The organism is Stenotrophomonas sp. PE591 (assembly GCF_018320795.1).
Classification (GTDB): Bacteria; Pseudomonadota; Gammaproteobacteria; order Xanthomonadales; family Xanthomonadaceae; genus Stenotrophomonas; species Stenotrophomonas maltophilia.
This window is the reverse complement of the sequence record NZ_JAAOKO010000001.1, coordinates 119176-141368: the sequence shown is the minus strand read 5'-3', so window position 1 is coordinate 141368 and position 22193 is coordinate 119176. Positions and strand designations below refer to the sequence as shown.

30 protein-coding genes, 2 tRNA genes and 1 riboswitch are annotated in these 22193 nt (G+C 65.5%); of the genes, 17 read left to right on the top strand and 15 right to left on the bottom strand.

Features of this window, described 5'->3' with window-relative positions; translation table 11 throughout:
• Nucleotides 1–10: 10 nt before the first annotated feature.
• The 5 genes from JLDANKMP_RS00760 to JLDANKMP_RS00740 all read right to left on the bottom strand — a co-directional run bounded on the left by JLDANKMP_RS00760 (nt 11) and on the right by JLDANKMP_RS00740 (nt 3931).
• A complete protein-coding gene (locus tag JLDANKMP_RS00760; RefSeq protein WP_003098985.1) occupies nt 11–1690 on the bottom strand; it encodes a ParB family protein in 1680 nt (559 codons plus the stop codon).
• Entirely contained in the window at nt 1683–1952 is a 270-nt protein-coding gene (locus JLDANKMP_RS00755) for a hypothetical protein (RefSeq protein ID WP_003050422.1), read from the bottom strand. Before JLDANKMP_RS00755 ends, JLDANKMP_RS00760 begins: the two co-directional genes overlap by 8 nt.
• Nucleotides 1936–2811: a ParA family protein gene (locus tag JLDANKMP_RS00750; RefSeq protein WP_003098988.1), complete on the bottom strand. Its 876-nt coding sequence runs from the start codon at nt 2809–2811 to the stop codon at nt 1936–1938. Before JLDANKMP_RS00750 ends, JLDANKMP_RS00755 begins: the two co-directional genes overlap by 17 nt.
• A 42-nt stretch (nt 2812–2853) precedes the next feature.
• On the bottom strand, nt 2854–3066 hold the full coding sequence (locus JLDANKMP_RS00745) for an AlpA family transcriptional regulator (protein WP_003090093.1): 213 nt from the start codon (nt 3064–3066) through the stop codon (nt 2854–2856).
• A gap of 118 nt (nt 3067–3184) precedes the next feature.
• The gene (locus JLDANKMP_RS00740; RefSeq protein ID WP_003098991.1) at nt 3185–3931 is read right to left on the bottom strand and encodes a hypothetical protein; all 747 of its coding nucleotides are present in this window, start codon (nt 3929–3931) and stop codon (nt 3185–3187) included.
• A gap of 450 nt (nt 3932–4381) precedes the next feature.
• On the opposite strand from JLDANKMP_RS00740, the gene JLDANKMP_RS00735 reads away from it, so the two are divergent.
• The 3 genes from JLDANKMP_RS00735 (at nt 4382) to JLDANKMP_RS00725 (ending at nt 5885) form a co-directional block, all read left to right on the top strand.
• Nucleotides 4382–4882, top strand: coding sequence for a DUF305 domain-containing protein (locus JLDANKMP_RS00735; RefSeq protein WP_003098996.1), 501 nt, complete (start codon nt 4382–4384; stop codon nt 4880–4882).
• A 471-nt stretch (nt 4883–5353) separates the two neighbouring features.
• A tRNA-Cys gene (locus JLDANKMP_RS00730) sits at nt 5354–5427 on the top strand.
• Nucleotides 5428–5531: 104 nt separating this feature from the next.
• Nucleotides 5532–5885: a nuclear transport factor 2 family protein gene (locus JLDANKMP_RS00725; protein WP_212560343.1), complete on the top strand. Its 354-nt coding sequence runs from the start codon at nt 5532–5534 to the stop codon at nt 5883–5885.
• 48 nt (nt 5886–5933) lie between these two features.
• Here the strand turns inward: JLDANKMP_RS00725 and JLDANKMP_RS00720 are convergent, their stop codons facing one another.
• On the bottom strand, nt 5934–6338 hold the full coding sequence (locus JLDANKMP_RS00720; RefSeq protein WP_212560342.1) for an NUDIX domain-containing protein: 405 nt from the start codon (nt 6336–6338) through the stop codon (nt 5934–5936).
• 104 nt (nt 6339–6442) lie between these two features.
• On the opposite strand from JLDANKMP_RS00720, the gene JLDANKMP_RS00715 reads away from it, so the two are divergent.
• From JLDANKMP_RS00715 to JLDANKMP_RS00705, 3 genes are all read left to right on the top strand, one after another.
• Nucleotides 6443–6940 carry a GNAT family N-acetyltransferase gene (locus tag JLDANKMP_RS00715; protein ID WP_049452812.1) on the top strand — a complete coding sequence of 166 codons (498 nt, stop codon included), beginning with the start codon at nt 6443–6445 and terminating at the stop codon, nt 6938–6940.
• 43 nt (nt 6941–6983) lie between these two features.
• The gene (locus tag JLDANKMP_RS00710; protein ID WP_108270453.1) at nt 6984–7532 is read left to right on the top strand and encodes a GNAT family N-acetyltransferase; all 549 of its coding nucleotides are present in this window, start codon (nt 6984–6986) and stop codon (nt 7530–7532) included.
• 74 nt (nt 7533–7606) lie between these two features.
• A complete protein-coding gene (locus JLDANKMP_RS00705) occupies nt 7607–8152 on the top strand; it encodes a DUF4124 domain-containing protein (RefSeq protein WP_049404158.1) in 546 nt (181 codons plus the stop codon).
• 10 nt (nt 8153–8162) lie between these two features.
• Here JLDANKMP_RS00705 and JLDANKMP_RS00700 read toward each other — a convergent pair whose 3' ends face one another.
• On the bottom strand, nt 8163–8804 hold the full coding sequence (locus tag JLDANKMP_RS00700) for a flavin reductase (protein WP_212560341.1): 642 nt from the start codon (nt 8802–8804) through the stop codon (nt 8163–8165).
• Nucleotides 8805–8907: 103 nt separating this feature from the next.
• Between JLDANKMP_RS00700 and JLDANKMP_RS00695 the strand changes: the two genes are divergently transcribed.
• Together JLDANKMP_RS00695 and JLDANKMP_RS00690 are read left to right on the top strand one after the other, a co-directional pair.
• A complete protein-coding gene (locus tag JLDANKMP_RS00695) occupies nt 8908–9612 on the top strand; it encodes a winged helix-turn-helix domain-containing protein (protein ID WP_212560340.1) in 705 nt (234 codons plus the stop codon).
• A 124-nt stretch (nt 9613–9736) separates the two neighbouring features.
• Nucleotides 9737–10006, top strand: a complete 270-nt coding sequence (locus JLDANKMP_RS00690) for a hypothetical protein (RefSeq protein WP_005408911.1) — start codon at nt 9737–9739, stop codon at nt 10004–10006.
• 259 nt (nt 10007–10265) lie between these two features.
• Here JLDANKMP_RS00690 and JLDANKMP_RS00685 read toward each other — a convergent pair whose 3' ends face one another.
• Nucleotides 10266–11342 carry a hypothetical protein gene (locus JLDANKMP_RS00685; RefSeq protein ID WP_212560339.1) on the bottom strand — a complete coding sequence of 359 codons (1077 nt, stop codon included), beginning with the start codon at nt 11340–11342 and terminating at the stop codon, nt 10266–10268.
• A gap of 261 nt (nt 11343–11603) precedes the next feature.
• Between JLDANKMP_RS00685 and JLDANKMP_RS00680 the strand changes: the two genes are divergently transcribed.
• Nucleotides 11604–12122: an ATP-binding protein gene (locus tag JLDANKMP_RS00680; RefSeq protein ID WP_212560338.1), complete on the top strand. Its 519-nt coding sequence runs from the start codon at nt 11604–11606 to the stop codon at nt 12120–12122.
• 10 nt (nt 12123–12132) lie between these two features.
• Here JLDANKMP_RS00680 and JLDANKMP_RS00675 read toward each other — a convergent pair whose 3' ends face one another.
• A complete protein-coding gene (locus JLDANKMP_RS00675) occupies nt 12133–13050 on the bottom strand; it encodes a LysR family transcriptional regulator (protein WP_005412840.1) in 918 nt (305 codons plus the stop codon).
• 103 nt (nt 13051–13153) lie between these two features.
• Here JLDANKMP_RS00675 and JLDANKMP_RS00670 point away from each other — a divergent pair, with 103 nt between their 5' ends.
• Both JLDANKMP_RS00670 and JLDANKMP_RS00665 read left to right on the top strand, forming a co-directional pair.
• On the top strand, nt 13154–14173 hold the full coding sequence (locus tag JLDANKMP_RS00670; RefSeq protein ID WP_049449138.1) for an aldo/keto reductase: 1020 nt from the start codon (nt 13154–13156) through the stop codon (nt 14171–14173).
• Between the two features lie 20 nt (nt 14174–14193).
• Complete coding sequence (locus JLDANKMP_RS00665; protein ID WP_212560337.1) at nt 14194–14604, top strand: SRPBCC family protein; 411 nt, start codon at nt 14194–14196, stop codon at nt 14602–14604.
• Between the two features lie 58 nt (nt 14605–14662).
• Here the strand turns inward: JLDANKMP_RS00665 and JLDANKMP_RS00660 are convergent, their stop codons facing one another.
• Complete coding sequence (locus tag JLDANKMP_RS00660; RefSeq protein WP_212560336.1) at nt 14663–15157, bottom strand: DUF6265 family protein; 495 nt, start codon at nt 15155–15157, stop codon at nt 14663–14665.
• A gap of 134 nt (nt 15158–15291) precedes the next feature.
• Between JLDANKMP_RS00660 and JLDANKMP_RS00655 the strand changes: the two genes are divergently transcribed.
• Nucleotides 15292–16125 carry an AraC family transcriptional regulator gene (locus JLDANKMP_RS00655; RefSeq protein ID WP_212560335.1) on the top strand — a complete coding sequence of 278 codons (834 nt, stop codon included), beginning with the start codon at nt 15292–15294 and terminating at the stop codon, nt 16123–16125.
• A gap of 3 nt (nt 16126–16128) precedes the next feature.
• Here the strand turns inward: JLDANKMP_RS00655 and crcB are convergent, their stop codons facing one another.
• Complete coding sequence (gene crcB / locus JLDANKMP_RS00650) at nt 16129–16521, bottom strand: fluoride efflux transporter CrcB (RefSeq protein WP_005412844.1); 393 nt, start codon at nt 16519–16521, stop codon at nt 16129–16131.
• 82 nt (nt 16522–16603) lie between these two features.
• Nucleotides 16604–16667: riboswitch (Fluoride riboswitch) on the bottom strand.
• 22 nt (nt 16668–16689) lie between these two features.
• Nucleotides 16690–17091 carry a transcriptional regulator gene (locus JLDANKMP_RS00645; RefSeq protein ID WP_005408921.1) on the bottom strand — a complete coding sequence of 134 codons (402 nt, stop codon included), beginning with the start codon at nt 17089–17091 and terminating at the stop codon, nt 16690–16692.
• 111 nt (nt 17092–17202) lie between these two features.
• Between JLDANKMP_RS00645 and JLDANKMP_RS00640 the strand changes: the two genes are divergently transcribed.
• Nucleotides 17203–17412, top strand: a complete 210-nt coding sequence (locus JLDANKMP_RS00640) for a hypothetical protein (protein WP_212560334.1) — start codon at nt 17203–17205, stop codon at nt 17410–17412.
• 352 nt (nt 17413–17764) lie between these two features.
• Nucleotides 17765–18001: a hypothetical protein gene (locus JLDANKMP_RS00635; protein WP_005408923.1), complete on the top strand. Its 237-nt coding sequence runs from the start codon at nt 17765–17767 to the stop codon at nt 17999–18001.
• 1 nt (nt 18002) lies between these two features.
• Here JLDANKMP_RS00635 and JLDANKMP_RS00630 read toward each other — a convergent pair whose 3' ends face one another.
• Complete coding sequence (locus JLDANKMP_RS00630) at nt 18003–19046, bottom strand: 4Fe-4S dicluster domain-containing protein (RefSeq protein WP_212560333.1); 1044 nt, start codon at nt 19044–19046, stop codon at nt 18003–18005.
• Nucleotides 19043–19330 (bottom strand): hypothetical protein, encoded by a 288-nt coding sequence (locus tag JLDANKMP_RS00625; RefSeq protein ID WP_005408925.1) that lies wholly within the window; start codon nt 19328–19330, stop codon nt 19043–19045. Before JLDANKMP_RS00625 ends, JLDANKMP_RS00630 begins: the two co-directional genes overlap by 4 nt.
• Nucleotides 19331–19508: 178 nt before the next feature.
• Between JLDANKMP_RS00625 and JLDANKMP_RS00620 the strand changes: the two genes are divergently transcribed.
• Both JLDANKMP_RS00620 and hemN read left to right on the top strand, forming a co-directional pair.
• A complete protein-coding gene (locus tag JLDANKMP_RS00620) occupies nt 19509–19946 on the top strand; it encodes a group III truncated hemoglobin (protein ID WP_049459683.1) in 438 nt (145 codons plus the stop codon).
• Between the two features lie 44 nt (nt 19947–19990).
• Entirely contained in the window at nt 19991–21400 is a 1410-nt protein-coding gene (hemN, locus tag JLDANKMP_RS00615; RefSeq protein ID WP_043034401.1) for an oxygen-independent coproporphyrinogen III oxidase, read from the top strand.
• A gap of 23 nt (nt 21401–21423) precedes the next feature.
• On the opposite strand, the gene JLDANKMP_RS00610 is transcribed toward hemN, so the two are convergent.
• Nucleotides 21424–21510, bottom strand: a tRNA-Leu gene (locus JLDANKMP_RS00610).
• Nucleotides 21511–21638: 128 nt separating this feature from the next.
• Here JLDANKMP_RS00610 and JLDANKMP_RS00605 point away from each other — a divergent pair.
• Nucleotides 21639–22073, top strand: a complete 435-nt coding sequence (locus JLDANKMP_RS00605) for a BLUF domain-containing protein (protein ID WP_005408981.1) — start codon at nt 21639–21641, stop codon at nt 22071–22073.
• Nucleotides 22074–22193: the final 120 nt, after the last annotated feature.

The window sequence follows — 22193 nt, the reverse complement described above, 5'->3', positions numbered from 1 at the left end:
CCTCCCTCGCTCACGTCCCGGGCGCCGTGGTGCCGGCTTCCAGGTCCAGCAGACGCCGGGCGAGGCGCAGCAGCCGAAAGAGCTTGACCAACGCCGTGTCGCTCAAGCGCCTTGCGCCGCTGCCATGGCCTTGGCTCTGGCCGTGCAACAGGGTCGGCAGGTCGGCGGCGAGCTGCGCGCCGTCCAGGCCCGCTTCGGCGACGGGCTGACCCGTCAGGGAAGTGAGCAGCGTCAGCACCGCGCGGCCGAGCGGCGACGGGGCTTGGCCGCGGGCGCGGCACGCAAACCCGATGCCATCGGCGCGATCCTCGATGCACTCGTCCAGGCCTGCCTCCCCGGCGATCTCGCGCGCGAACTGCGCGATGTGGATGCGCAGCCGATCGGGCGTGTCCAGGCCGGCGTCGATGTACCAGACGTCGGAGATCGGATAGAGTCCGCCGAGTTGCACCGGGATGGACTGCAGCACGCTCGCCGAGAAGTCGGGCGGCAGCGCATCGCCCAACTGGTCGGCGACCATGCGCTGGATCGATTGGAGCCGTTCTGTCGTCGGTGCTGGCGAGACGATGTGCTCGCGAAGCAGATCGCCCGGTGCGGCCGGCTGGCTTCCCGTGGCCGCTTCGCCAACCGCCGTGTCGTCGTGGCGCAAGGTGGGCTCGGACGCCGGAGGGCTGGCGGGTGGAGGACCGGCCGCCGCTGCAGGCGTGGCGATGGACGATGCTGCGCCCGGCGGAGTCGGCGTGCCGGCGGTGGGCGAAGGCAACGCCGGCTGCGCCGCAGGTGGCGTCGGGTCACTGACCAGCGCCCGGTGGCGGCTTTCCGATTCGGTCAGGTCCAGCGCCAGCACGTCGTAGCCGATGCCCAGCAGCTCGGACATCTGGCCGATCAGCTCGTCTTGCACGCGCTGCGGCGCGAACTCGTCGCCCTGCGTGTCGAACTGCGCCAGCACCTCCTGAAAGAAACTGTCGAAGTCCAGCGGCAGCGAACGGTCCTTGGCGTAGTGCTCCCAGGTGCGTTTGCAGGCCGTGCGCATGACCGACAGCCGCTCGACCTGGTGGCGCCCCAGGCCGCCATAGAGCACAGTGGGAATGGCGGGCAGCAGGTAGCGCACCGCGTCGGCCATGCGGGTGATGTGCGACCGCTGGACGGGGAAGCCATCGGCCGCCAGGCGGCGGGCCAGTTCCGACTGGCTCAGGGCGGCGCCGCTCTCCTGCTCGTAGAACTCCCGTGCTTTCTCGACGCCGAGCGCGCGCTCGATGAACGTGAGGCCGCCGCGCAGTTCGTTCTCGGCAAGATGCCCGGTCAGCGCGACGATTTCACCGCGCTCCGGCCATGGTCGGAACAGGCACGATATGCGGAAGAAGCGTTCTTCCTTGGTCTCCGACCAGAGTTCGCGCAGGATCGCCAGTCGCGTGTTGCCGCCGTTGCGGATGATGTAGTGGTCCTCGCCGGGCCTGCGCGTGATGGCCGGCGCCGCGTCCAGGCCGCGCTCGCGGATGGATGCCTTGATTTCCTCGTAAGCCGGGTTGCGCTTCATGCGCGGGTCATGGTCGTAGGGCCGCAACTGGTCCAGCGTCACGACCATGGGCGTGTCCGCGATCGGGTCGCTCAAGGCCGTAGCCGCTGGGCCGCTGCGCTCGAAGCCGGCCGCGAGCAGCTTGCCTGCCATGTCCTGCGAGGTCATGTCAGCCATGGCCGCACCCCTCGCAGTCCCCACGACCGCCGGCCGGCGCCATGCGGGCCTCTCGCTCGGCGCGGCGGATCTGCGCACGGGCGTTCAATTCGGCCCGGTGGTCACTCGCTGTCGAACTCGTGTAGATCGCCGCGCAGCCGGCCTTGGTGAACTTGAGGTGCCCGCCCGGCGTGCGCTTGACGTGCCAGCCCTCACCGACCGCGAACTCGATCAGGGCGCGCAGCCGCTTGTGGCCGCGGGCCAGCTCATGTGCGTTCGCCATGGGGCCTCCCAGGATCAAGAGGTCGCTGCGGGCGGCCGGATACTTGAGCCAGTCGGTCCTGCCATTGCGGGAACAACTCGCTGGCGAGCGCGCGCATCGTGTCGAGCGCGGCAGGGGCGACTCTGCCGGGCGGCTGGCGGTGCTCGACCCGATGCACCGGCAGGCCGCGCGTTGCGGCACGTGGATACGCTTCTATGGCCGGCACGTCGGTGGCGAGCACGCGGATGCCGGCGCTGTCCTGGAACAGGTCGCGCAAGGCCTGCTGGATCAGCCGTGCGTTGGCGGACACCGGGTGGACGCGGTTGATGAGCAAGTGCAGCGGCGGCGGTTCGATGCCCAGGTGCCGGTACGGCGCAATGTCTTCGAGCAACTGCATGGTGCCGCGCCGCAGCTCGCGTGCCGCGAGGATCTCCGGCGTGACGGGCGACAGCGCGAGATCGGAGGCGAGCACCGCCATCTCCAGCAGCACGGAACGCGCGCCCTGGGTGTCGATCAGCACCAGGTCGTAGAGGGGAGCAAGTGCTGGCAGCAGATGCCGCAACCGCAGGCGGCCATCCGGCGCATGCAGCAACAACGTGTTCAGCTCGCCCCGGTGGTCGTCGGACAGCACCAGGTCCAGGCCCGCGATGATCGTGCGGGACACGAGCTGGCCAAGGTCGCGCTCGTTGAAGGCCAACAGCTCATAGATGCCGCCCGGCGCGCGCTGGGTCAGTTCGTAGTAGGAGGACAAGGTGGGCTGCACGTCGAGATCGAGCAGCAGCACGCGCAGGCCCGCGTCCGCGGCGAGCCCGCCCAGGTTGGCGGCCGTCGTGGTCTTGCCGACGCCGCCCTTCGTTGAAATGATGGACACGACCTGCATGGCGCTCTCCGGCTGGGAATGGGAAGTCCGCGGGAGAGCGGGTCAGGTCCGGTGGTTGAGGCGCTCGGCGATCCACTGGTCGATTTCGATCGAATCCCAGCCGACAGCGCGCACGCCCAGGCGCAGCGCCTGAGGGAACTGGCGCTTCTTCATCAGGTTGTAGATGTGGGCGCGTTTGAAGCCGGACTTCGCTTCGACTTCATCGAGCCGCAGGATGCGGCGCTCGTTCGGCGGGAGTACAGGGGTCTGCGACATGGCGGTCACTCCTGAACGCTCGGTGGCGTTTGTTGGCGTGACCTCTATTCAATAGACCTGGCTGCGGAAAGACATTGCAAATGCAATCTCCGCGATTGCACATACAAGCTGGATAACCTCATGCGCTTGCGCTACGAACGTACCTCTTAGCGTTGGCGAACTTTCCGTTTAAGGTGCGCTCAGTGATGCCCATGGTGCCGCCGTAGTGGGCGACCAATGCAGAGACAAGGGCCTCCTGCGTTTTGAAGCTGGAATAGGGCACGCCTGAAGGCGACTGGCTCAGCATCAGCGTCAACATCCCTCCAATGATGTTGAGATAGGTCGTTTCCGCCCGTTCGCTGATCTCGCATTGCTTGGATGCCAACAGCACCGAGGATTGCTTGAGTAGCGTGTCGTGCTGCTCCTGCAGTTCTCGCATCTCACGTCGGGCTTGTTCAAGCGCGGCCTGAAGGGCCAGCCGCTCCACGAGGATCGCCTGTCCTGTTTCCATGGTGATGAAAGGATGCGCCATGCGTTCGCCACGGCTGAACAGAAATCCTGGCCGGTGCTCGGGATAGTGGGTGCGCATCCAGCGTTTTAGATCGACATGGCGAACAGTCAGATCCAGAGAATTGAGCAGGTTCGGATCATTGAGCGTGATCCCGTTCTTGCCGTAGGGCAGCTCTCCGTTGAGGATGCCGTCATAGATACGTTCCGAGTGCAGCCGGCACTCATTCCATCGAGGGCAGTTCAGCGACCGAGGCAGGACACGCGGTGACGCGATCGTGGCCAGGATCATCGGGAGATACCGCAGCAACCCAGCCCATCGGATGGCCGCCTCGATGGGACGATAGAACACCTTTGATGTTGAAATGTCCTTGTGCATGTCTTCGTCTCCTTTCGGGTGCGCTACATCACCGGCTCCTTTCTTGCCCAAGGGCTGTTGTGTCGTTATGGCCTGCGACGGACGCTTGAGGCGATGCCCTAAGCGAAGGCGGAGGAGGCCATTGGCGTCCGCCGCAGGTGGCCTTGTCTTGCTTGATATGCAAGAATCGATCAGTTGCCGGCCCATCGAGCGATGAGGACGCAAGCTCGATATTGGCGCTCACGGTACCAGCGTCATAGGTGGCGCAAAGCCCATCAAGACCGATTTGGTATGGTCTGATATCCAGACGGTTCAAGACCAGCGAGTTGAAGCGTTCGACGCCCCTACGTCCAGTTGGGGACTGGAAATCAGCGGTTAGTGATGCATCGCTCCACATGCTGATATATCGACAAAGTATCTGCCGCAGTACCAGTGACCCTGCCAGGTTGCCCCAGCACATAGGAGACGGAGATGGCTGAACATTCCCATGAACATCAACATCACACATCCGGTCAGATGGGTAAGCACGGCCGACCATACGCCAAGTTCTGGGTGAACATGGTGTTGGGCCTCGTCGTCATGTACTTCGTAATGTTCAGCATGATCGACGGCGCCAGGGACTTCAGAAACAATCTCAACATGCTCTACATGGCGGTCACTATGTGGGCGCCAATGGGCATCTTCATGCTAGCGACAATGCCCGGCATGTTTCCAAACCGGCGGCTCAATCTCGTGCTGTACGGCTTGTTTGCCGTTCTCACACTCGGTTCTTTTGCCGCTACCCGTGCTCAAACCGGAATCGGCGATCGACAGTTCATCGCGTCTATGGTCCCGCACCATTCGGGAGCGATCCTCATGTGCCGCGAGGCGCAGCTCTCAGATCCGGAACTCGTCAACCTATGCCAAGCGATTTCCGATGGCCAGCGCGCGGAGATCGAGCAGATGAACCGGATTGCTGCACGCCTTCGTTGAGGCTGGCTGCCACTACACTGGCGCCGCGTTGCGCTCCGGCGAAGTTAGCCGCAGCGATGTAAAGATGAGTACTTGCGGTGTTCCGATGCCGGCGGTTGTGTCCTACAGCCGTCCAGGTGCCAGGTAGTCCACGCGACACCACCCCGCGCTGCCTGCGGAGCGAGCGCAAGTCATGATCGTCGCAAGTTGGAGTTCGATAGCGAACCCGCTCAGCAGCTGGACGCATCAGGCGTAACGACGGGTGGATGGATCATCCTTGGACGCTGGTGGAAGTGGTTGGATGAACTTTGTTGCCGAGGGCGAAAAACAAGGCTATAATTGAGTTCTTCGCTGATCACCACAGTGGAGAAAGTGATTGGGAAACAGAGACTTAGCGCTCTAGTGCATGACTCGTTTCCCGCTCCATGTTCCGACAGGCCCCATCTTGGGGTTTTGTCTTGTCAGGGCCCAGTTCCTGGCGCGCAGTACGTTGGCCTCATGGCAGAGTGGCTATGCACCGGATTGCAAATCCGTTTACAGCGGTTCGATTCCGCTTGAGGCCTCCAATTGAAAAGCCCTGACTCCGGTCAGGGCTTTTTGTTTTTGTGCGGTCTGGAATGTGCTGTACGAGCGCTATGATCGGGTCTGGACCTTGGCGGACTGTACGCAGATGACTCCCCGATACATCGTGGAAACCTGGATCGAGCGCTTCAATGCAGGCGATGATGCTGGCTTGGCGGAGCTGTATCACCCCGACGCGATCAATCACCAGGTCACCCAGGACCCGATCAAGGGCCGCGACGCGATCCGTGCCACCTTCGAGCGTGAATTCAACAACGCCGAAATGGTCTGCATTCCCGAAGTCATCCATGAGGCCGGCAATGTCGCTGCGCTGGAATGGCGCGACCCTCTTGGCCTGCGAGGATGCGGTTTCTTCACGGTTGAGGAAGGATTGATCACGTTCCAGCGCGGCTACTGGGACAAACTCTCGTTCCTGAAGATGCACGGTCTTCCGATCGAGTGAGCCGCAAGGCCGGGCGGCATCCGTGCCGCCTTGGTCGTGCCTGATGGGCTACAGCCTGGCCAGCGCCTGCACCGTGGCCTGCGTCAGCGGCTGGGGCAGAGCATCCACGGCAAACCAGCCCAGCCCGGTCTGCACACCCGGCTCCTGGATGGAGGCCTCGGCACCCGCAAGTGCCCGTGCCTCGTAGATGGGCGCGACCCAGTGCTGCGCAAGCGCCGGCTCGAAATGATCGGCCACGCACAGCAGGCGCAGCAGCTGCACTTCCAAGGCGGTCTCCTCGCGGACTTCGCGGACCACGGCAGCCTCCACCGTTTCCATCCAGTCGACTTTGCCGCCGGGCAGGCCCCAATGCCCGCGCTCCGGATCGCGTCCGCGCTGGATCAGCAGGATGCGGCCGCCGGCATCACGGACGACGGCGCCGCATCCAACGCGGGGAATCTGCAGTTCAGTCATGGCGGTGAATGAAGGAGGATCGGTTTTCATTCTTGCATGCACGCCGCATCAGGCGAACCCGCGCTAGGCTGGGCACCTGTGCATCAACCACCTCGGTGTGTCGCATGGTCATCCGGCAACTTGGCGCTGACGACGCCGACATTCTCTGGCAGGCGCGGTTGCAGGCGCTTCGCGAGTCGCCCGCTGCGTTCCTGTCTACGCTGGCCGAGGCGCAGAATGAGACGGCAGACGTGATGCGCGCCCAGCTTGCTGATCCCGGCACGCGTTATTTCGGCGCTTTCATCGACGGCAAGCTTGCGGGCTTCCTGCGCTACGTACGCCCGATGCGGATGGCGCGACGGCATACGGCGGAAGTGCACAGTGTCCACGTGGGCACCGGCCACCGTGGCCAGGGTATCGCCCGCCAGCTTCTTCTTGCTGCGTTTGCATCTGCGCGCGCCGAGGGCATTGAATCGCTCACCCTCACGGTGCTGGAGGACAATGCTGCTGCGCGCGGGCTGTATGAATCGCTGGGTTTCAGCGTACTCGGCAGGGAGCCGCGCGCAGTCAAGCGCGAGGGCATCTACACGGATATCGTCTCGTACTGGATCACATTGCACTGACAGTGAAACGTTACTGCGAGCCCGGTCATGTTTCCTTGGCACGATGGGCCTGGACACACATTCATTCGACGAAGATAGGGCAATGCACGTTCAGGTATGCCGCTGGCAAAGCGTAGCGCCGCAACACCGTCAGCAGGCGGTGGATCTGCTCCGCCAGGCTTTCCCGGACATGCAGGGCGAGGGCTACGCCATCCCGGGGCCGGTCGCTCTGGTCCTGGCGATGGGAGGTGATCACGTTGTCGCACATCTCGCGCTGTACGAACGCAACGTACTGCTGGACGGCGAGCCGGAACGCATGGGCTTGATTGGCGGCGTGGTGGTGCGTGCCGACGTTCGCCGGCAGGGCATTGCCTCGCGGTTGATCGAAGCGGCCCATGCAGAGCTGCGCCGGCACGGTATCGATTTCGCCGTGCTGTTCGCCCTGGATCATCGGCACTATGCCTCTGCGGGCTATGTACCGATGCAGAACGAGACCTGCTTCATTGAAGACGGCCACGTACGCAGGTTCGTCTACCGCGGCGGCATGGTGGCCACGCTGGGAGCGCGCCGCTGGACCACGGCCTTGCTCGATCTGCAGGGCGAAACGGTCTGAACGGCGCCAGCGTGCAGTCGCCACCAAACCACCGTATCGTGGCGGTTGTCCAATGAACCAGGGAGCGGTGCAGGATGAAGGGGAAGGTAGTGATGGCGATGATGCTGCTGGGGTGTTTCCCGCTGGCATCGGCCCAGGTCTACAAGTGCAAGGGCGCTTCCGGTGAAACGGTATACAGCCAGAATCCCTGTGCTGCCGGCGCTGAACCCATGAAGCTGCGTTCCAGCCGTTCCTCCACGGAAACGGCGGGGGAGGCATCGAACCGCGCGGCGGTGTACCAGAACACCGAACTGGCCGACGCCGGTATCGCCGAGCGCAACTGCGTGCAGGGCGAGCGCTCGCGCATCTACGGTCCGCTGGAGTCGCGCAGCCAGCAGATCGGTCGGCAGATCGCCGAGTTGAACCGGCAGATGGCCGCGTCGAGCAACAACCTGGCCGGCGCAACCCGTGACTCGGGCATCCGTACGCAGATTGCCAGCCTGCAGCAATCGTTGAGTGCCGAGCGGATGGCGGCGGATACACAGATGGCGAGTGCGCGCGAACAGTGCGCCTCGACCCGGCGTGAACGCGAGCGCTCGGTGCGCGACAAGTTCAGCAACGTACCCGCGGGTACGCCATGAGTGGTTCCCGCTAGGCGGGAGGGCGCAGGGGTGTCTCCGCACGGAAGTTGCGCCCGACCGGCGCGCTTACGCCCAGGTAGTGCCGGAACAGGTAGATCAGCGGTTTCCAGCGCGCCACATCGATGTGCTGGGTGCCGTCCACGGTGATGTCTTCGTGCGCATGCACGCAGCGGATGCGGCCTTCGACGATCACGAAGCCCTGGCCATCATCCTCGCCGGGTGGATGCATCGCCATGACGGTGGCCTCCACCTGCAGCGGGCACTCGGCAATGGCCATCGGAGCAACGTGCGTCGACACGACGGCAGTGAATCCGCCCAGTGCGAACTTGTCGCGCACGTGCATGTAGCCCATCGCCTGCTTGGCGGTCGGCACCGGGTTACAGCCGGTTGCCCGCGCGATTGCCTCGACCTGTGCGGCCTGCGCGGATGAGGGGAAGTTCAGCACGCACTCGTTGCGCAGTTGCAGGTTGCGATAGCCCTGGCCCTGCGTACCGAGACCCAGTACTACCCGGTTGCCCAGCGCCCAGAACGAAGAAAGCGGGCTGATGTTGCTGCTGCCATCGTCATTCAACGTGGTCATCAGCAGCACGGGCGTGCCTGGGTACAGGACCGAAGGGGTGATGCGGCGGCGATGGATCGAAGCGGTCTTCACGGCAGGTCTCGCGGTTGCGGGCGAGCACTGTGCCGCGCAGTCGGCTGCTGACGCTTCGGCCTGCATCGAACTGTTGGCAGATGACGGCATGCCACAATGGGGCATGGTCCACACCTCCGGTTCCCTTGTCAGTGTCGGTGCCCTGGTCGGGGACCAGGCGCGTGCTGCCATGCTGCTGCAGTTGATGGATGGACGGGCCTACACCGCGATGGAGCTGGCGCGCGTGGCCGGGGTAACGCCGCAGACGGCGAGCACGCACCTGCGCAGGCTGGTCGAGGGCGACCTGCTGGTGGCGGTGGCGCAGGGGCGTCATCGCTACCACCGGCTGGCATCAAACGAGGTGGCAGAGATGCTCGAAGGCATCCTGCGCGTGGCCGACCGTACCCCTTCCTGTACCGCTGCGGCCGCGCGCAGCATGCCTGCACTGCGCGAGGCGCGTTCCTGCTATCGGCACCTGGCCGGCGTGCACGCGGTCGCCATCACCAATCGCCTGCTGCAGGCGGGGCATGTACTGCCATGCGAAGGGCATTGGCAGATCAGCGCTGGAGGCGCCGCATTCCTTGCCGGACTGGGCCTGCCGTTGCGCGAGCTCCTGCAGCAGCCGGTGGCGGCCAAGCCGGCGCGCTACTGCCGTGGCTGCCTGGACTGCACCGAACGGCGGCCACACCTGGCAGGGCTGGTCGGTGAGGCGATGCTGGACAGTTTCGTGAACAACGATTGGCTGCGGCGCGTCGAGGGCCGGCGCGAACTACGGCTGACGCCACCCGGGCGCGAGGCGTTGTGGCGGCTCTTCAACCTGGCGACCTGAGCGGCGCGGCCAGTCTCAGTCACCCGCGACATGGCAAGGCGTTATGGTCGAGTTCCACGTCTCAGGGAGCTGCAATGGCGAGCAAGGACATCACGGGTCGCTTCGGGCACGGAGCGAATCGGAAATGAGCAAAATCATGGCAGATGTGCGTTGGCTGACCTTTCGGTTGAAGAACGGGCAATCCATCGGGCCGGAGCGGCTGAAGGACGGATGGGTGATAGCCTCGGAAACCGCCCGCTGCGAGGTCCGCCGCGAACATATCGAGGGATCGGGCCTGGTGTATGCCCTGTATGCGCCGGCCAACCTGGCCTCACCGCGGCGCGCGGAAATGCGCATGCGCGAATTCCTGATGAGCTCGGGCTACACCTTCACGATGGGCACGCTGGGCGGCTGATCCCCGCCTGCTGCGGCCACGGGCGCACGGCCAAGACCTGGCCGAGCGCGCCGATCTGACCGCGCGCATCGAGCAGCACTGTGCTGGTCGGCCGACACCGGGGTGGCCAAACGGCACCGACATGTCGAAGCCCAGCCACTCGCCTTCGGGCATGCCGAACAGGTGCGCGGTCAGATCGAGGGGAGGCGGCACATGCTGCGCGGGTTCCTGCACCGTAAGCGTTGCCAGCCTGGCGGACACGTTTCGCTACGCGATGGACTCAGCGTTGCACTGTCTTCAAGGCATCGACAACCTGTGCTTCAGAGAAGCCACAATGTCCTTCGCCCACCGATGGCAGTACCCGTGGCGCTGGCCGCGCACCGGCGTGTGCGGCCAACTGCGGATACACCGTCTGCATGTGCGGCACGATGGTCGGGTCGTTGTGGTTGAACTGGATCACCAGCGGGCGCTGCAGTGCGCCGGTCAGCGCCAGCGTCGCGCGCACCCTGGCCTGCGCGGCAGGTACGGCATCGATGCGCCGCACCCCGGCGTTGAATGCGGCGTCATCGCCGAAGCCGCTGTAGACCGTGCCCCTGTTGCCGACCGGCATGCCACCGCTGCGTGTGGCCAGCTCGTGCAGGACCAGGGCGTGCAGGCTGATCGTGCCGGCCACTTCATCGGGGGAAACCTGCAGCCGCTGCGCCAGCAACGCGGCATGCGCCGGGTCGCGTTGCAGCGCGGTGGCGATGCCCTGGTAAAGCTCGCTCTGGGCCAGCATGGCTGCTTCGCGCGACGCCAGCCCGGTGACCGGCAGCCCCTCAGCCTTGGGGAAGAAATAATCGAACGCGACCAGTGTGGTCAGCAGGTCGGCCGCGATCTGTTCGCCACTGAGATTGGCGCCGCACAGCGACACACCACCGGCATAGTGCTGCGGGAAACGCTCGAGGCTGCCAATGGTTACGGCACCACCCATCGAGAAGCCCAGCATCCAGGTGTGTCGCACGCGCTTGAGTTCACCCAGGGCATGCTGTCGCAGGTGTTCCATGTCGGTGATCGCCTCGGCCACCGCCCAGCCTTGGCTGGAATACGCGCTCTGCGCGACGGCGTAGCCCGCGCCCAGCAGTGCTGCGGTGCTGTCACCGGCGGCCATTGGCGTGGTGCGTGGCACGCCCACGGGCTCATAGCCATGGGCCAGCATCACCAGGTCGCCGTTCCAGTCTGCCGGTATATCCAGCCGCCAGGGGGCGCCCTGCAGCTCGCCGCTGAGCGTGCGTGGTGCCGTGGTTGGTGCTGCCAGCGATGCCGTCGAAGCATGCAGCAGGCCAAGGGCGAGGGCACATCGAAGCAAGGGGCGCATCGTGGTCATTCCATGCGGGAATGGCGCCGAGCATAGATGCCAGCGGAATGTTGCGCGCGCTGCACTGCCGCAGGGGATTGCGGGCCGTACAGGCGGCGCTCTACGCTGGTGGCATGGCTCCGCACGTCACCGCGTCGATTATCCGCATTCCCCAAGGGAAGGCGGGGTAGCGCGCGGTCGTCACGGCCCTGCAACCCGCCCGGGAAGGCGGATTGCATGCAGCGCTCTCCCGGGAACTGGAATCCACCGAGGAGATCGCAGATGCAACACTCTTCATCCGCCGATGGCGGCGCAACCCTGCACCTGCTGTGCGGCAAGATCGGCGCAGGAAAATCGACGTTGTCGCAACAGCTGGCGGCCAAGCCTCGCCACGTATTGATCAGCGAAGATGCCTGGTTGGCTACGCTGCACCCGGGCGAAATCCACTCCGTCGCCGATTATCTGCAGCGCGCAACCACGCTGCGCAGCGTGCTGACCGATCATCTGCGTGCGCTGCTGCAGGCCGGCGTCTCGGTGGTGCTCGATTTCCCCTTCAACACGCCCGCCACCCGCGGGTGGGCACGTGAGGTGTTCTCGCCAGTGGGCGCCGCGCATCAACTGCACTTCCTCGATATCGCCGACGAGGTCTGCAAGGCGCGGCTGCGTGCACGCAATGCATGCGGCGAGCATCCCTTCCAGGCCAGCGATGAGGAATTCGAGCAGATCACCCGCCACTTCGTTGCACCGGCCGCAGAAGAGGGTTTCATGGTGATGCGCTACACCGAGGCAGGCCCGGCATAGCGCAGTCGGCTCAGTCGCCGAATGCCGGCTTGCCTTCGGTGGCGGTGCGCACGAGCGTCCTGCGGAAGGTCTCGACCAGGGGGCGCAGGTTGATGCGGTGCCAGGCCGCCCACAGCGGTGTGCGGTAGCTGAACCACGGCAGCTCGCGCAGCACCACGCCGTCCGGCGCCTGGTGATCCAGGCTCTGCTGGACGGTGGTCAGGCCCAGGCCGGCGGCAACCAGGCCAAGCGCGGCCAGTGGCTCGGTCGCTTCCATGGCGATGGTCGGGGTGAACCCGGCTTTCGCGCACGCGGCGATGAAGGTGTCGTGGCGCAGGGCGTTTTCCCTGTGCATCACGCCGATCCACTGCTGGCTGGCCAGATCCGCGGGCGTGATGATTTCTGCGCTGGCCAGTGCGTGCGCTGCCGGCACGGCCAGCAGCATCGGGTCGTTCAGCACCTGCGTGGCTTCCAGGTCCGGATCGTCGAACGCCGGTGGTTCGCAGACCAGGGCGATGTCCAGGCTGCGTTGCCGCAGGCCTTCCAGCTGCACGTCCGACTGCTGGTTGTAGAGCGCGATATGCACCGCCGGGCGATCGCCGCGCAGTTCGCGCAGCGCGGTGGGCAATACGCCGGAGTGCATCGCGTACTCCAGATAGCCGATGCACAGGCCGCCTTCGTCGCCGCGGCCGAGCCGGCGCGCCAGCGATTCCAGCCGGTTGGCATGGGTCAGCAGGGCCCGCGCCTCGGCCAGGAAGGTACGGCCATCGGCGGTCAGCCGGATGCGCTGCTGCGAGCGTTCGAACAGCTGCAGTTCCAGCCGTTCCTCCAGCTGGGCGATCTGCCGGCTGAGCGGGGATTGGGAGATGTGAAGGCGCTCGGCAGCGCGGCCGACGTGTTCATCTTCGGCGACGGCCACGAAGTAGCGCAGTTGGCGGAGGTCGAGCATAAGACCTTTCGGGACTCAAGATAATTAAATTATGTCTTGGACAGTCTTATCGGGCAAGCCTAGCCTGTGCGTCAACTTCAACAACCTCCCCAAGGGGGAACCCATGAGCATCAACACGCTGCTGGCTGGCAAGACCCTCGGCTTCGGTACCGCGCCGCTGGGCAACATGTTCCGTGACATCCCGGAAGCCGAGGCCCAGGCCACGGTGGACGCGGCCTGGGAACAGGGCACCCGCTACTTCGATACCGCCCCGTTCTACGGCGCCGGCCTGGCCGAGATCCGCCTTGGCGACGCGCTGGCCAAGCGCAACCGCGACGACTTCGTGCTCAGCACCAAGGTCGGCCGCCTGATCCTGGACGAAGTGGAAGACACCAGCGCCCGCGACCTTGGCGAGAAGGGCGGCCTGTTCGTCGCCGGCCGCCCCAACAAGCTGGTCAACGACTACTCGGCCGATGCCACCCTGCGTTCGATCGACGACAGCCTCAAGCGCCTGAAGACCGATCGCCTGGATATCGTCTGGGTGCACGACATCGCACAGGACTTCTACGGCGATGAGTGGCTGTCGTACTTCGAGACCGCACGCCGCGGCGCCTTCAAGGTGCTGACCCGCCTGCGCGAGGAGGGCGTGATCAAGGCCTGGGGCCTGGGCGTCAACCGTGTCGAGCCGATCGAGCTGACCCTGGACCTGGACGAAGCCCGTCCGGATGGCTTCCTGCTGGCAGGCCGCTACTCGCTGCTCGACCACGAGCGTGCGCTGCAGCGGGTGATGCCCAAGGCGGCCGAGCGCAACACCGGCATCGTGGTCGGCGGTCCGTACAGCTCCGGCGTGCTGGCCGGTGGCAGCCACTTCGAGTACCAGAAGGCGTCGCCGGAGATCCTGGCCAAGGTCGAGCGCATCAAGGCCATCGCGGCCGAGTACGGCATCAGCATCAAGGCGGCCGCGTTGCAGTTCTCGCTGGCCAACCCGGCAGTGGCTGCGGTGATTCCGGGCGCCAGCCGTCCCGAGCGCATCGCCGAAGACTACGCCGCACTGAAGGAAATCATCCCGGCCGGGTTCTGGCAGGCGCTGCGCGCCCAGGGCCTGGTCGCGGCCAACGCCCCGCTGCCGATCGACAACATCTGAGTCCCGAAGGAGACATTCCCATGGCAACTGCTTCTGTATCCATCACCGTGCCGACCCCGGCCGACCAGGTCTGGAACCTCATCGGCGGCTTCAATTCATTGCCCGACTGGCTTCCGTACATTCCCCAGAGCACGCTCAGCGAAGGCGGTCGCGTGCGCCATCTGGCCAACCCCGATGGCGATGCCATCGTCGAGCGCCTGGAAGCCTTCGACCAGGCCGATCGCAGCTACACCTACTCGATCCTGCAGGCCCCGTTCCCGGTCAGCGGCTATCGATCCACCCTGCGTGTGGTCGAGCAGGGCGACGGTTCGCGGATCGACTGGTCCGGTGAGTTCACTCCGGTGGGCGTCAGCAACGAAGAAGCGTCCGCGCTGTTCGAGGGCATCTATCGCGATGGCCTGAAGGCCCTGGAAACCACGCTGGCCGGGTGAATGCCCGTGTGGCGTTGACCGCATGCAGGCGCCCCGGCCGGTCCGGGGCGCCTGCGTGTCAGGGTGCGGGCGTCGGTGCACCGCAGGCGACGCGATGCATGGGAAAGTCCATTGCCTGCTTCGGATTGTCCTGCGCGATCTCGATGCGCGCATGTGCGCGCTGGTCGTCGAGGCGCCGGTAGTGGATACGTTGTGGGAAGTCGTTGGCAGGATTCTCGAAGACCGCCTCGTTGGCATCGACCCGGGTGGCCTTGAAGTCCGTGGCGTTCTGGCCAGAGGGCAGGGCAGTCAGCACCAGGCGCCCATCATCGTGTTGGCGCAGTTGCATGAACTCGAAGCCGACGGTTCGCCCTTCACGCAGGCTGCGGCTGCTGCCGAACAGGGTGTTTCCAGCCAGGCTGGTCCATTGCTCGCCGGCACCGGGTGGCTGCCCATCAAGCTGCCAGCAACCGGCCAGCCAGGCCAGGTGTTCGATCTTCGAGGGTGAGGCGGATAGCGCGTGCGGGGTCGCGAGCAGCAGCGGCAACAGGGCCAGGGCGATGCGGAGTGACATCGGTGCCTCCATGCGCGGGAATGTGCGGCCTGTATAGCGCCCGCCAGATCACGCGGCCAGTGCCGTCCTTTCCAGTGCTGATTCCGATACGATCTGTCACATTGAGCTTATCTCGCTTGACCCGGAGTCCCGTCATGGTCGACCGTCTCGCCATTCTGCTTGAACGCTTCGCGGTCACCGCCTCGGTGTTCCATGCCGGTGCGCTGTGCGGCATCAACACGCTGGAGGGTGAGGATGAAGCCGGGCAGCTGCACCTGGTGCGACGTGGCCCGCTGCGGGTCAGTCATGCCCAGCAGACCGTACAGGTGGATGTGCCCAGCCTGCTGCTGTATCCGCGGCCGATGCCGCACCGCTTCAGTACCGACCCACAGCAGGGCGCCGACATGGCCTGCGCGAACCTGCATTTCGAAGGCGGCCGGCTCAATCCGATCAGCGCCGCGTTGCCGGATTTCATCTGCCTGCCGCTGGCTGGGCTGTATGGCGGCAACGCAGCGCTGGAGTTGCTGTTCGAAGAAGCGTTCGAGCAGCGTTGCGGGCGCGCGGCGATGGTCAACCGCCTGTTCGAGGTGGTGATGATCCAGGTGCTGCGCCAGCTGATGGAAGGTGGCGAAATGCGCGGCGGTCTGTTCGCTGGGCTTGGCCACCCGCGATTGCGGCTGGCGCTGGTGGCGATGCACGAAGCCCCGGCGCAGGGGTGGACGCTGGAGGATCTGGCCGAGGTGGCCGGCATGTCACGCAGCGTGTTCGCCGCCAGCTTCCGCGAAGCGATGGGGACCACCCCGGGCCAGTACCTGCAAGGCTGGCGGGTCGGGTTGGCACAGCAGGCGCTGCGCCAGGGCCGGCCGCTGAAGCGGATTGCCGACGAGGTGGGCTATGGCAGCGAGGCGGCACTCTCGCGCGCGTTCAAGGCGCACACGGGGCAGTCACCACGCGAATGGCGCGGACAGGCGCGTGCTGGCACGGCCTGAGCCTCAGCCCAGCACCAGCCGGGCCAGTTTCATGCCACCGAACAGGCCGGCCAGGCCCAGCGCCACCGAGCCACCGGCATACAGCGCGGCCAGTCCGTGCTGGCCGCGCTGCAGCAGCAGGCCGATCTCCAGCGCATAGGTAGAGAACGTGGTGTAGCCGCCAAGGATGCCGGTGGCGAGCAACAGGCGAAGCTGCGGCGAGGCACCATTGCGCATCGCGAAGACCTCGACCACCACGCCCATCAGCAGGGCGCCGCTGATGTTGATCAGGAAGGTCGACCATGGCCAGGGGCTGCCGACGGCCACTCGGGCGCCGATCAGGTTGCAGGCGTGGCGCAGGCAGGCACCGATGCCGCCGCCGACGAAGACCAGGAAATAGTTGTTCAATGCTTGCATGGCGCGCCTCGAATGCGGGTTCGCAGGGTCAATGGCGAACGCCGAGGGCAGGCACGACCTGCCGTCGACGAACACCGGGTTCGTCCTGGCAGGAGCCATCAGCCTTCTCAGGCGGTTATCGGGGGAGCCCCATCCCCATCGCGGTCCATGCTACCAGCGGCGGTGCATTCACGTCATCGAGGTCGTCAGCACGCGGGCCACCTTGCTGCGGCTGAAGCCATCCATCAGCAGTTCGAACGCGAGCAGGTCCAGCGCCGCGTGGCGGCGGTGGTCGATTTCCAGGCCATTCTCGGCCACCAGGTGACTGACCAGCTCGTAGGCGTCCTGCCAGACGTCAAGGTGGGCCTGGCTGGGAATGTAGGCGTTACCCGGCTCCCCGACGCCGCGCCCGTTCACTCCATACAGCAGCTCGCGTGCGTCCAGCTTGGCCGCATCGGCGATGCGGAACAGCTGCTCGGCTTTCACATGGGACGCACTGACATGGTCGTTGAGCCAGTTGCTGATGGTTGCCGTGGTGGATTTGGCGGCGCGGGCCAGATCGGCCGGGCGGGGGTGCCCGGCTTTCTTCATGGCGGCGGCGAGTCGTTGGCCGAGAGTATTCATCTATGCAAGCCAGCTTAACGCGTGGAATGCGAAGAATCCTTGCCGCAAGAATAAGTCTGGTTAACAGAAGGGCAGACCATGACCGAATTCTGGAACAAGCGGGAGGTGCGTACGCGGCTGGGGTTCCAGACCGATGCGGAGCTGGCGCGCTTCTTCGGCATCAGCCGTTCCGCGGTATCGCAATGGCCGAAAGACTTCCCGATCCCCGCTCTGCGGCAGTACATCCTGCATCAGCGCTACCCGAACCTGTTCCCCGCAACTGGCGCCGCCGAAGTCGAATCCGCCTGAATTACGCCGCCTTTTGTCGCATTTAGCGTGCTAAGCGCATTCTGTTAAGTACACTTAGCAAAATAGGAAAAACTGATCGTTTTGGCAGTACCTATTGTCGAGGCCTACCGGCTGCCGGACAGGTGCCTTGGGCGCGTTGTCGGCTTCACCCCATCCGGGAGGGGCGGGGTCCCGTATGTGGTTTCGTGAACGATTAATAATTTCAATCGCGAAAGTCGCTGCATGTAATTGACCTGTCGTGAAATCTGTGACTAATTTGGATCAACCGGGCGTGAAGCCTGGGAGTCTTTCAGTAGCACGCAAGTGAGTCGGTAGACCGTCAACGATGCAGAACAAGTCCAACGGAGGTCGTATGGAATACGGCATGCATGGCTTGGCTGAACGGGTACGCCGCGAACTGGAAGCCAGCTATCACAAACACGGATGCGGTCCGGCGTTCTGGGATACCTACCAGCAGGTGCTGGACCGGCTCGTCCCGCAGGGGACCGAGCGTACCGAGTTCACCAACGAAATGGCGCTGATCATCGAGCAGCTGGGCATTGTCCGACGCGCGCAGCTGGTACCACCGCACGCCGACGGGCCGCGTTGATTCAGAGCAGGCGCCAGGCGCCGCAGGCAAGCAGCGCCAGCAGCAAAGACAGCAGGGCCAGGGTCCGGGGGCGCCACCAGCGCTTCGGTTGTCCGGCCATCGCCTGCGGACTGCAGTAGCGCACCAGCCCCGGACCGAACCCGGCCCGGTGCTGTTGCTGTGCGCAGGCCTCCAGACAGGCGCCGCAGGCCAGGCAGTCGGCCTGCGGCCCCTGGCGGATGTCCAGCTGCATCGGGCAGGCGCTGATGCAGGCCGCGCAATCGGTGCAGTCGCCAAGACGGTCGGCGCTGAAGGTCGGCATCGGTCCGGCCAGCAGCGGATGCGCGGCGCGGAACACGTAGTCCTGTGCAGTGGTCGGGTCGAGCAGGCCGCGGCCGCGGCCCAGCACGCCGCCCAGGCCGGATGGGCGAGGCCCACGTGGCTCGCCGCGGCGGGCGTCGTACAGCATGCGCGGCGTATGTGGATCGGTCAGCAGCGGCTGCATGCGTGCGAACGGGCACAGCGAACGGCAGACCTGCTCGCGCAGGAAGCCGGCGTTTGCCCAGGTGGCGGCGGCATAGAACAGCACCCAGAACGTTTCCCAGCCGCTCCAGCCGGCACGCGGCGCTGCGATCACCAGCTCGGCGATCGGACTGAACAGGCCCACGAAGATGATGCCGGTCCACAGCGAGAGCAGCCCCCAGGCCAGCTGTGTGGCCGCGCGCGCAACGCGTGCCGGAAGCGTGCGGGCCATGCCGTCGGCGATCCAGTCGAAGGCACGGCGCCACAGTGTCTGCGGGCAGGCGTGGCCGCACCAGATGCGCCCGGCGAGGTGGGTGAGCAGTGCCAGCCCCACCGCGAGCACCGCCAGCAGGCCGACCAGCACCCCGACGTCTCCCGGCCACAGCGTCCAGCCGAACAGATCGAAGCGGCGGGCGTTGATATCCAGCAGCAAGGCCTGGCGGCCGTCCCAGTGCAGCCATGGCAATGCGTAGAACAGCACCAGCAAGGCGGCGCTGAGCGTGCCGCGCCAGTGCCGTGGTCTCGGTGTGCAGGTCGTACTCATCCCAGCGGCAACTCGTCGTCGTCGCCGCTGGGCATCGGTCGCTGCAGGTACCAGGTGATCGCGCTGGACAGCGCCGTCACCGTCCAGAACATGAAGAAGCCTGCCGTGTAGCCCATTTCACGGCTGATCTGCGTGCCCGGGAAACTGATGGCCTGCAACCGCAGCGGGTCGACGAAGGCGAAGAACACCACGCTGGCCAGGCCGGCAGCGATGAAGCTGGGCCAGAGGATCGCGCCCCATTGCTGGATCAACTGCTGGCGACGGTTGGGAGAGGGTCTGTTCATGCTGTCCCGGATCGAAAAGTGGGCGGCGCGTATACTCGCCTGGGTTGGCGCGGCATCCGCAGGGCATGCTTCCTGCAAGCGTGCCAGCCTAGGTGCAGCGGACTGCGCCGACATTGATCTGGATCAACGGTGGTGCCGGCCGGCTGCGGCACACTGCCGGCACGCTTTGGGTACCCCGATGAACGCAACGCCGCCTGTCCTTCCTGTCGCCTCGCCCGAGCTGTGCACCGAGCAGGAAGTGACCCGCCTGGTCCACGACTTCTACGCCCGCGTGCGCGGGGAGGAGCGATTGGGGCCGGTGTTCGAGGCCCACGTCCACGACTGGCCGGAGCATCTGGCCCAACTGGTCGACTTCTGGTCGGCGATGCTGCGCGGCACCCGGCGCTTCAAGGGTTCGCCGATGTCCAAGCACATGGCCATCGAGCTGGACAAGGATCTGTTCGACCGCTGGCTGGTGCTGTTCCGGATCACCACCGCCGAATGCAACAACCCGCCGATGCAGGAGCTGGCCAACGACGTGGCCGCGCGCATCGGTGACACCTTCTGGAAGCGCTACCAGATGCTGCGATGGCCGCAGGTCGGCCTGCCGGTGCTGGCGATGCCCGCCAAGGATTGATCTGGGTCAAGGCGGCGCAGGCCGCCCGGCGCGATGCTGGCGCCATGGACACGTTCTCTCCCGCCGCTGGTGGCCTGGCCTGGACCTTCGACCCCGACCTTCTGCGCCGGCACGACCGGCCGGGCCCGCGCTACACCTCGTACCCGACCGCGCCGCATTTCCATGATGGGTTCGACGCGCCGGCGCTGCGCCAGGCGATCGCCGACAGCAACCAGCTGGCCCGCGCGCTGTCGCTGTATGTGCATGTGCCGTTCTGTTCCAGCCCGTGCTTCTACTGCGGCTGCAACCGGGTGATCACCCGCGATCGCGGCCGTGGCCACAGCTATGTGTCGCGCGTGCTGGCCGAGGCCGATCTGCTGGCACCACAGTTCGAGGACGGTCGCGAGGTCATCCAGCTGCATCTGGGCGGTGGTACGCCGAACTTCCTCGATGCCGAGGCGATGACCACACTGGTGGAAGGGTTGCGCCGGCGCTTCGATTTCAGCGATTCACCGCAGCGCGATTTCTCGATCGAACTCGATCCACGCTTCATCGACACCCGTGACGTCGCCATGCTGGCGCGCCTGGGCTTCAACCGGGCCAGCCTGGGCGTGCAGGATTTCGACCCGCAGGTGCAGGAATCGATCAACCGCATACAGGGCGTGCAGCAGACACTGGACATCCTGCGCGCCTGCCGCGACAGCGGCATGCGTTCGGTCAACGTCGACCTGATCTACGGCCTGCCCGGGCAGAGCCTGGAAGGATTCGGCCGCACCCTCGAACGGGTGCTGGCGCTGCGCCCGGACCGCCTGGCGGTGTATGGCTACGCGCACCTGCCGCATCTGTTCCGGGCACAGAAGCAGATCGACGAAAGCCGGTTGCCGTCGCCGGAAGACAAGCTGGCGCTGCTGGGCCTGGCGGTGGAGAAGCTCTCCGCGGCTGGCTACCAGTACATCGGCATGGATCATTTCGCATTGCCGGAAGAGGATCTGTCACGCGCGCAGCGTGCCGGCCAGCTGCATCGCAACTTCATGGGTTACACCACCCACGCCGATACCGATCTGCTCGGCCTGGGCGTAAGTGCGATCAGCCATATCGGCGCCACCTACAGCCAGAATCCACGTGACCTGGCGTCCTGGGAGGACGCGGTGGACCAGGGGCAGTTGCCGGTCTGGCGCGGTGTCGCGCTGAGTGCCGACGACCAGCTGCGCGCGGAGCTGATCCAGCAGCTGATGTGCCAGGGCGAGGTGGATGGTGCGGTGCTGGGGCAGCGCCACGGCGTGGATTTCCAGCAGTACTTCGCCGAGGACCTGCGTTCGGTACAGCGGCTGCAGGAAGATGGCCTGGCCGAATACCGCGATGGCGTGGTGCGTGCGAGCGAACCCGGGCGACCGTTGCTGCGGTTGCTGGCAATGTGCTTCGACCCGTATCTGCGTGCCGCACATGAGCAGCCACGTTACTCGCGGGCGATCTGAAAGCCGGATGTGCTGCGTGCGTGTGGTGCCCGGAGCCGGAATCGAACCGGCATGGGGTTGCCCCCGGCGGATTTTAAGTCCGATGCGTCTACCAGTTTCGCCATCCGGGCCTGCAGCGCGGCGCCGATTGTAGCCTACCCGTGTCGCTGCAGCCGGATTGCGCGGGAGCGACGTGCTTAACTGTTATCCCTGTTCATGTCATAGTCCCAGCCACCGTTCCCAGGGGGGGAGCCACCCGATGTCGCTGCACGCGATTGCCTATGCCAGTGAGGCCCGCGCCGATCTGCGGACAACCGATCTTGATCGCCTGCTGGCCGACGCCACGGCATTCAATCGTGTAGCCGGTGTCACCGGTGTCCTGATGTTCGACGGCAGCCGCTTCCTGCAGTATCTGGAAGGCCCCGAAGATGGCATCGATTCGGTGTTCCAGCGCATCTTCAATGCACGCAGCCACGCGCAGATGAGGCTGTTGTGCCGCGCGCCGGTGGTGCAGCGTGCGTTCCCGCGCTGGTCGATGGGGACGCGGCGGATCGATGCGGACCTGCTGACCCAGATCGTTGACGCGGCGTGGCCGGGTTTCCTGCTTGGCAGCGGTGGTTTCGAGCGCCTGCTGCAGGCCTGGACCGGTGCCGACGGCGAGCTGGAACCCGCTGCGGTCGCGCTGGGTTCCTGAGCCCGCCTTGGCGGCGGGGTACCGGGGCCGGTAGGCTGTAGCCTTTCTGGTGCGGGTTTTCCGGAGTGGTACAGCGAATGAGTGGGTTGGCCCAAGCCATGGCGGCACGCATCCGGTTTC

Excerpts from the sequence above, each read along its gene's own strand:
- JLDANKMP_RS00760 (WP_003098985.1), bottom strand. The coding sequence starts at position 1,690 with ATGGCTGACATGACCTCGCAGGACATGGCAGGCAAGCTGCTCGCGGCC.
- JLDANKMP_RS00755 (WP_003050422.1), bottom strand. The coding sequence starts at position 1,952 with ATGGCGAACGCACATGAGCTGGCCCGCGGCCACAAGCGGCTGCGCGCC.
- JLDANKMP_RS00750 (WP_003098988.1), bottom strand. The coding sequence starts at position 2,811 with ATGCAGGTCGTGTCCATCATTTCAACGAAGGGCGGCGTCGGCAAGACC.
- JLDANKMP_RS00745 (WP_003090093.1), bottom strand. The coding sequence starts at position 3,066 with ATGTCGCAGACCCCTGTACTCCCGCCGAACGAGCGCCGCATCCTGCGG.
- JLDANKMP_RS00740 (WP_003098991.1), bottom strand. The coding sequence starts at position 3,931 with ATGCACAAGGACATTTCAACATCAAAGGTGTTCTATCGTCCCATCGAG.
- JLDANKMP_RS00735 (WP_003098996.1), top strand. The coding sequence starts at position 4,382 with ATGGCTGAACATTCCCATGAACATCAACATCACACATCCGGTCAGATG.
- JLDANKMP_RS00725 (WP_212560343.1), top strand. The coding sequence starts at position 5,532 with ATGACTCCCCGATACATCGTGGAAACCTGGATCGAGCGCTTCAATGCA.
- JLDANKMP_RS00720 (WP_212560342.1), bottom strand. The coding sequence starts at position 6,338 with ATGACTGAACTGCAGATTCCCCGCGTTGGATGCGGCGCCGTCGTCCGT.
- JLDANKMP_RS00715 (WP_049452812.1), top strand. The coding sequence starts at position 6,443 with ATGGTCATCCGGCAACTTGGCGCTGACGACGCCGACATTCTCTGGCAG.
- JLDANKMP_RS00710 (WP_108270453.1), top strand. The coding sequence starts at position 6,984 with ATGGGCCTGGACACACATTCATTCGACGAAGATAGGGCAATGCACGTT.
- JLDANKMP_RS00705 (WP_049404158.1), top strand. The coding sequence starts at position 7,607 with ATGAAGGGGAAGGTAGTGATGGCGATGATGCTGCTGGGGTGTTTCCCG.
- JLDANKMP_RS00695 (WP_212560340.1), top strand. The coding sequence starts at position 8,908 with ATGGTCCACACCTCCGGTTCCCTTGTCAGTGTCGGTGCCCTGGTCGGG.
- JLDANKMP_RS00690 (WP_005408911.1), top strand. The coding sequence starts at position 9,737 with ATGAGCAAAATCATGGCAGATGTGCGTTGGCTGACCTTTCGGTTGAAG.
- JLDANKMP_RS00685 (WP_212560339.1), bottom strand. The coding sequence starts at position 11,342 with ATGCGCCCCTTGCTTCGATGTGCCCTCGCCCTTGGCCTGCTGCATGCT.
- JLDANKMP_RS00680 (WP_212560338.1), top strand. The coding sequence starts at position 11,604 with ATGCAACACTCTTCATCCGCCGATGGCGGCGCAACCCTGCACCTGCTG.
- JLDANKMP_RS00675 (WP_005412840.1), bottom strand. The coding sequence starts at position 13,050 with ATGCTCGACCTCCGCCAACTGCGCTACTTCGTGGCCGTCGCCGAAGAT.
- JLDANKMP_RS00670 (WP_049449138.1), top strand. The coding sequence starts at position 13,154 with ATGAGCATCAACACGCTGCTGGCTGGCAAGACCCTCGGCTTCGGTACC.
- JLDANKMP_RS00665 (WP_212560337.1), top strand. The coding sequence starts at position 14,194 with ATGGCAACTGCTTCTGTATCCATCACCGTGCCGACCCCGGCCGACCAG.
- JLDANKMP_RS00660 (WP_212560336.1), bottom strand. The coding sequence starts at position 15,157 with ATGTCACTCCGCATCGCCCTGGCCCTGTTGCCGCTGCTGCTCGCGACC.
- JLDANKMP_RS00655 (WP_212560335.1), top strand. The coding sequence starts at position 15,292 with ATGGTCGACCGTCTCGCCATTCTGCTTGAACGCTTCGCGGTCACCGCC.
- crcB (WP_005412844.1), bottom strand. The coding sequence starts at position 16,521 with ATGCAAGCATTGAACAACTATTTCCTGGTCTTCGTCGGCGGCGGCATC.
- JLDANKMP_RS00645 (WP_005408921.1), bottom strand. The coding sequence starts at position 17,091 with ATGAAGAAAGCCGGGCACCCCCGCCCGGCCGATCTGGCCCGCGCCGCC.
- JLDANKMP_RS00640 (WP_212560334.1), top strand. The coding sequence starts at position 17,203 with ATGACCGAATTCTGGAACAAGCGGGAGGTGCGTACGCGGCTGGGGTTC.
- JLDANKMP_RS00635 (WP_005408923.1), top strand. The coding sequence starts at position 17,765 with ATGGAATACGGCATGCATGGCTTGGCTGAACGGGTACGCCGCGAACTG.
- JLDANKMP_RS00630 (WP_212560333.1), bottom strand. The coding sequence starts at position 19,046 with ATGAGTACGACCTGCACACCGAGACCACGGCACTGGCGCGGCACGCTC.
- JLDANKMP_RS00625 (WP_005408925.1), bottom strand. The coding sequence starts at position 19,330 with ATGAACAGACCCTCTCCCAACCGTCGCCAGCAGTTGATCCAGCAATGG.
- JLDANKMP_RS00620 (WP_049459683.1), top strand. The coding sequence starts at position 19,509 with ATGAACGCAACGCCGCCTGTCCTTCCTGTCGCCTCGCCCGAGCTGTGC.
- hemN (WP_043034401.1), top strand. The coding sequence starts at position 19,991 with ATGGACACGTTCTCTCCCGCCGCTGGTGGCCTGGCCTGGACCTTCGAC.
- JLDANKMP_RS00605 (WP_005408981.1), top strand. The coding sequence starts at position 21,639 with ATGTCGCTGCACGCGATTGCCTATGCCAGTGAGGCCCGCGCCGATCTG.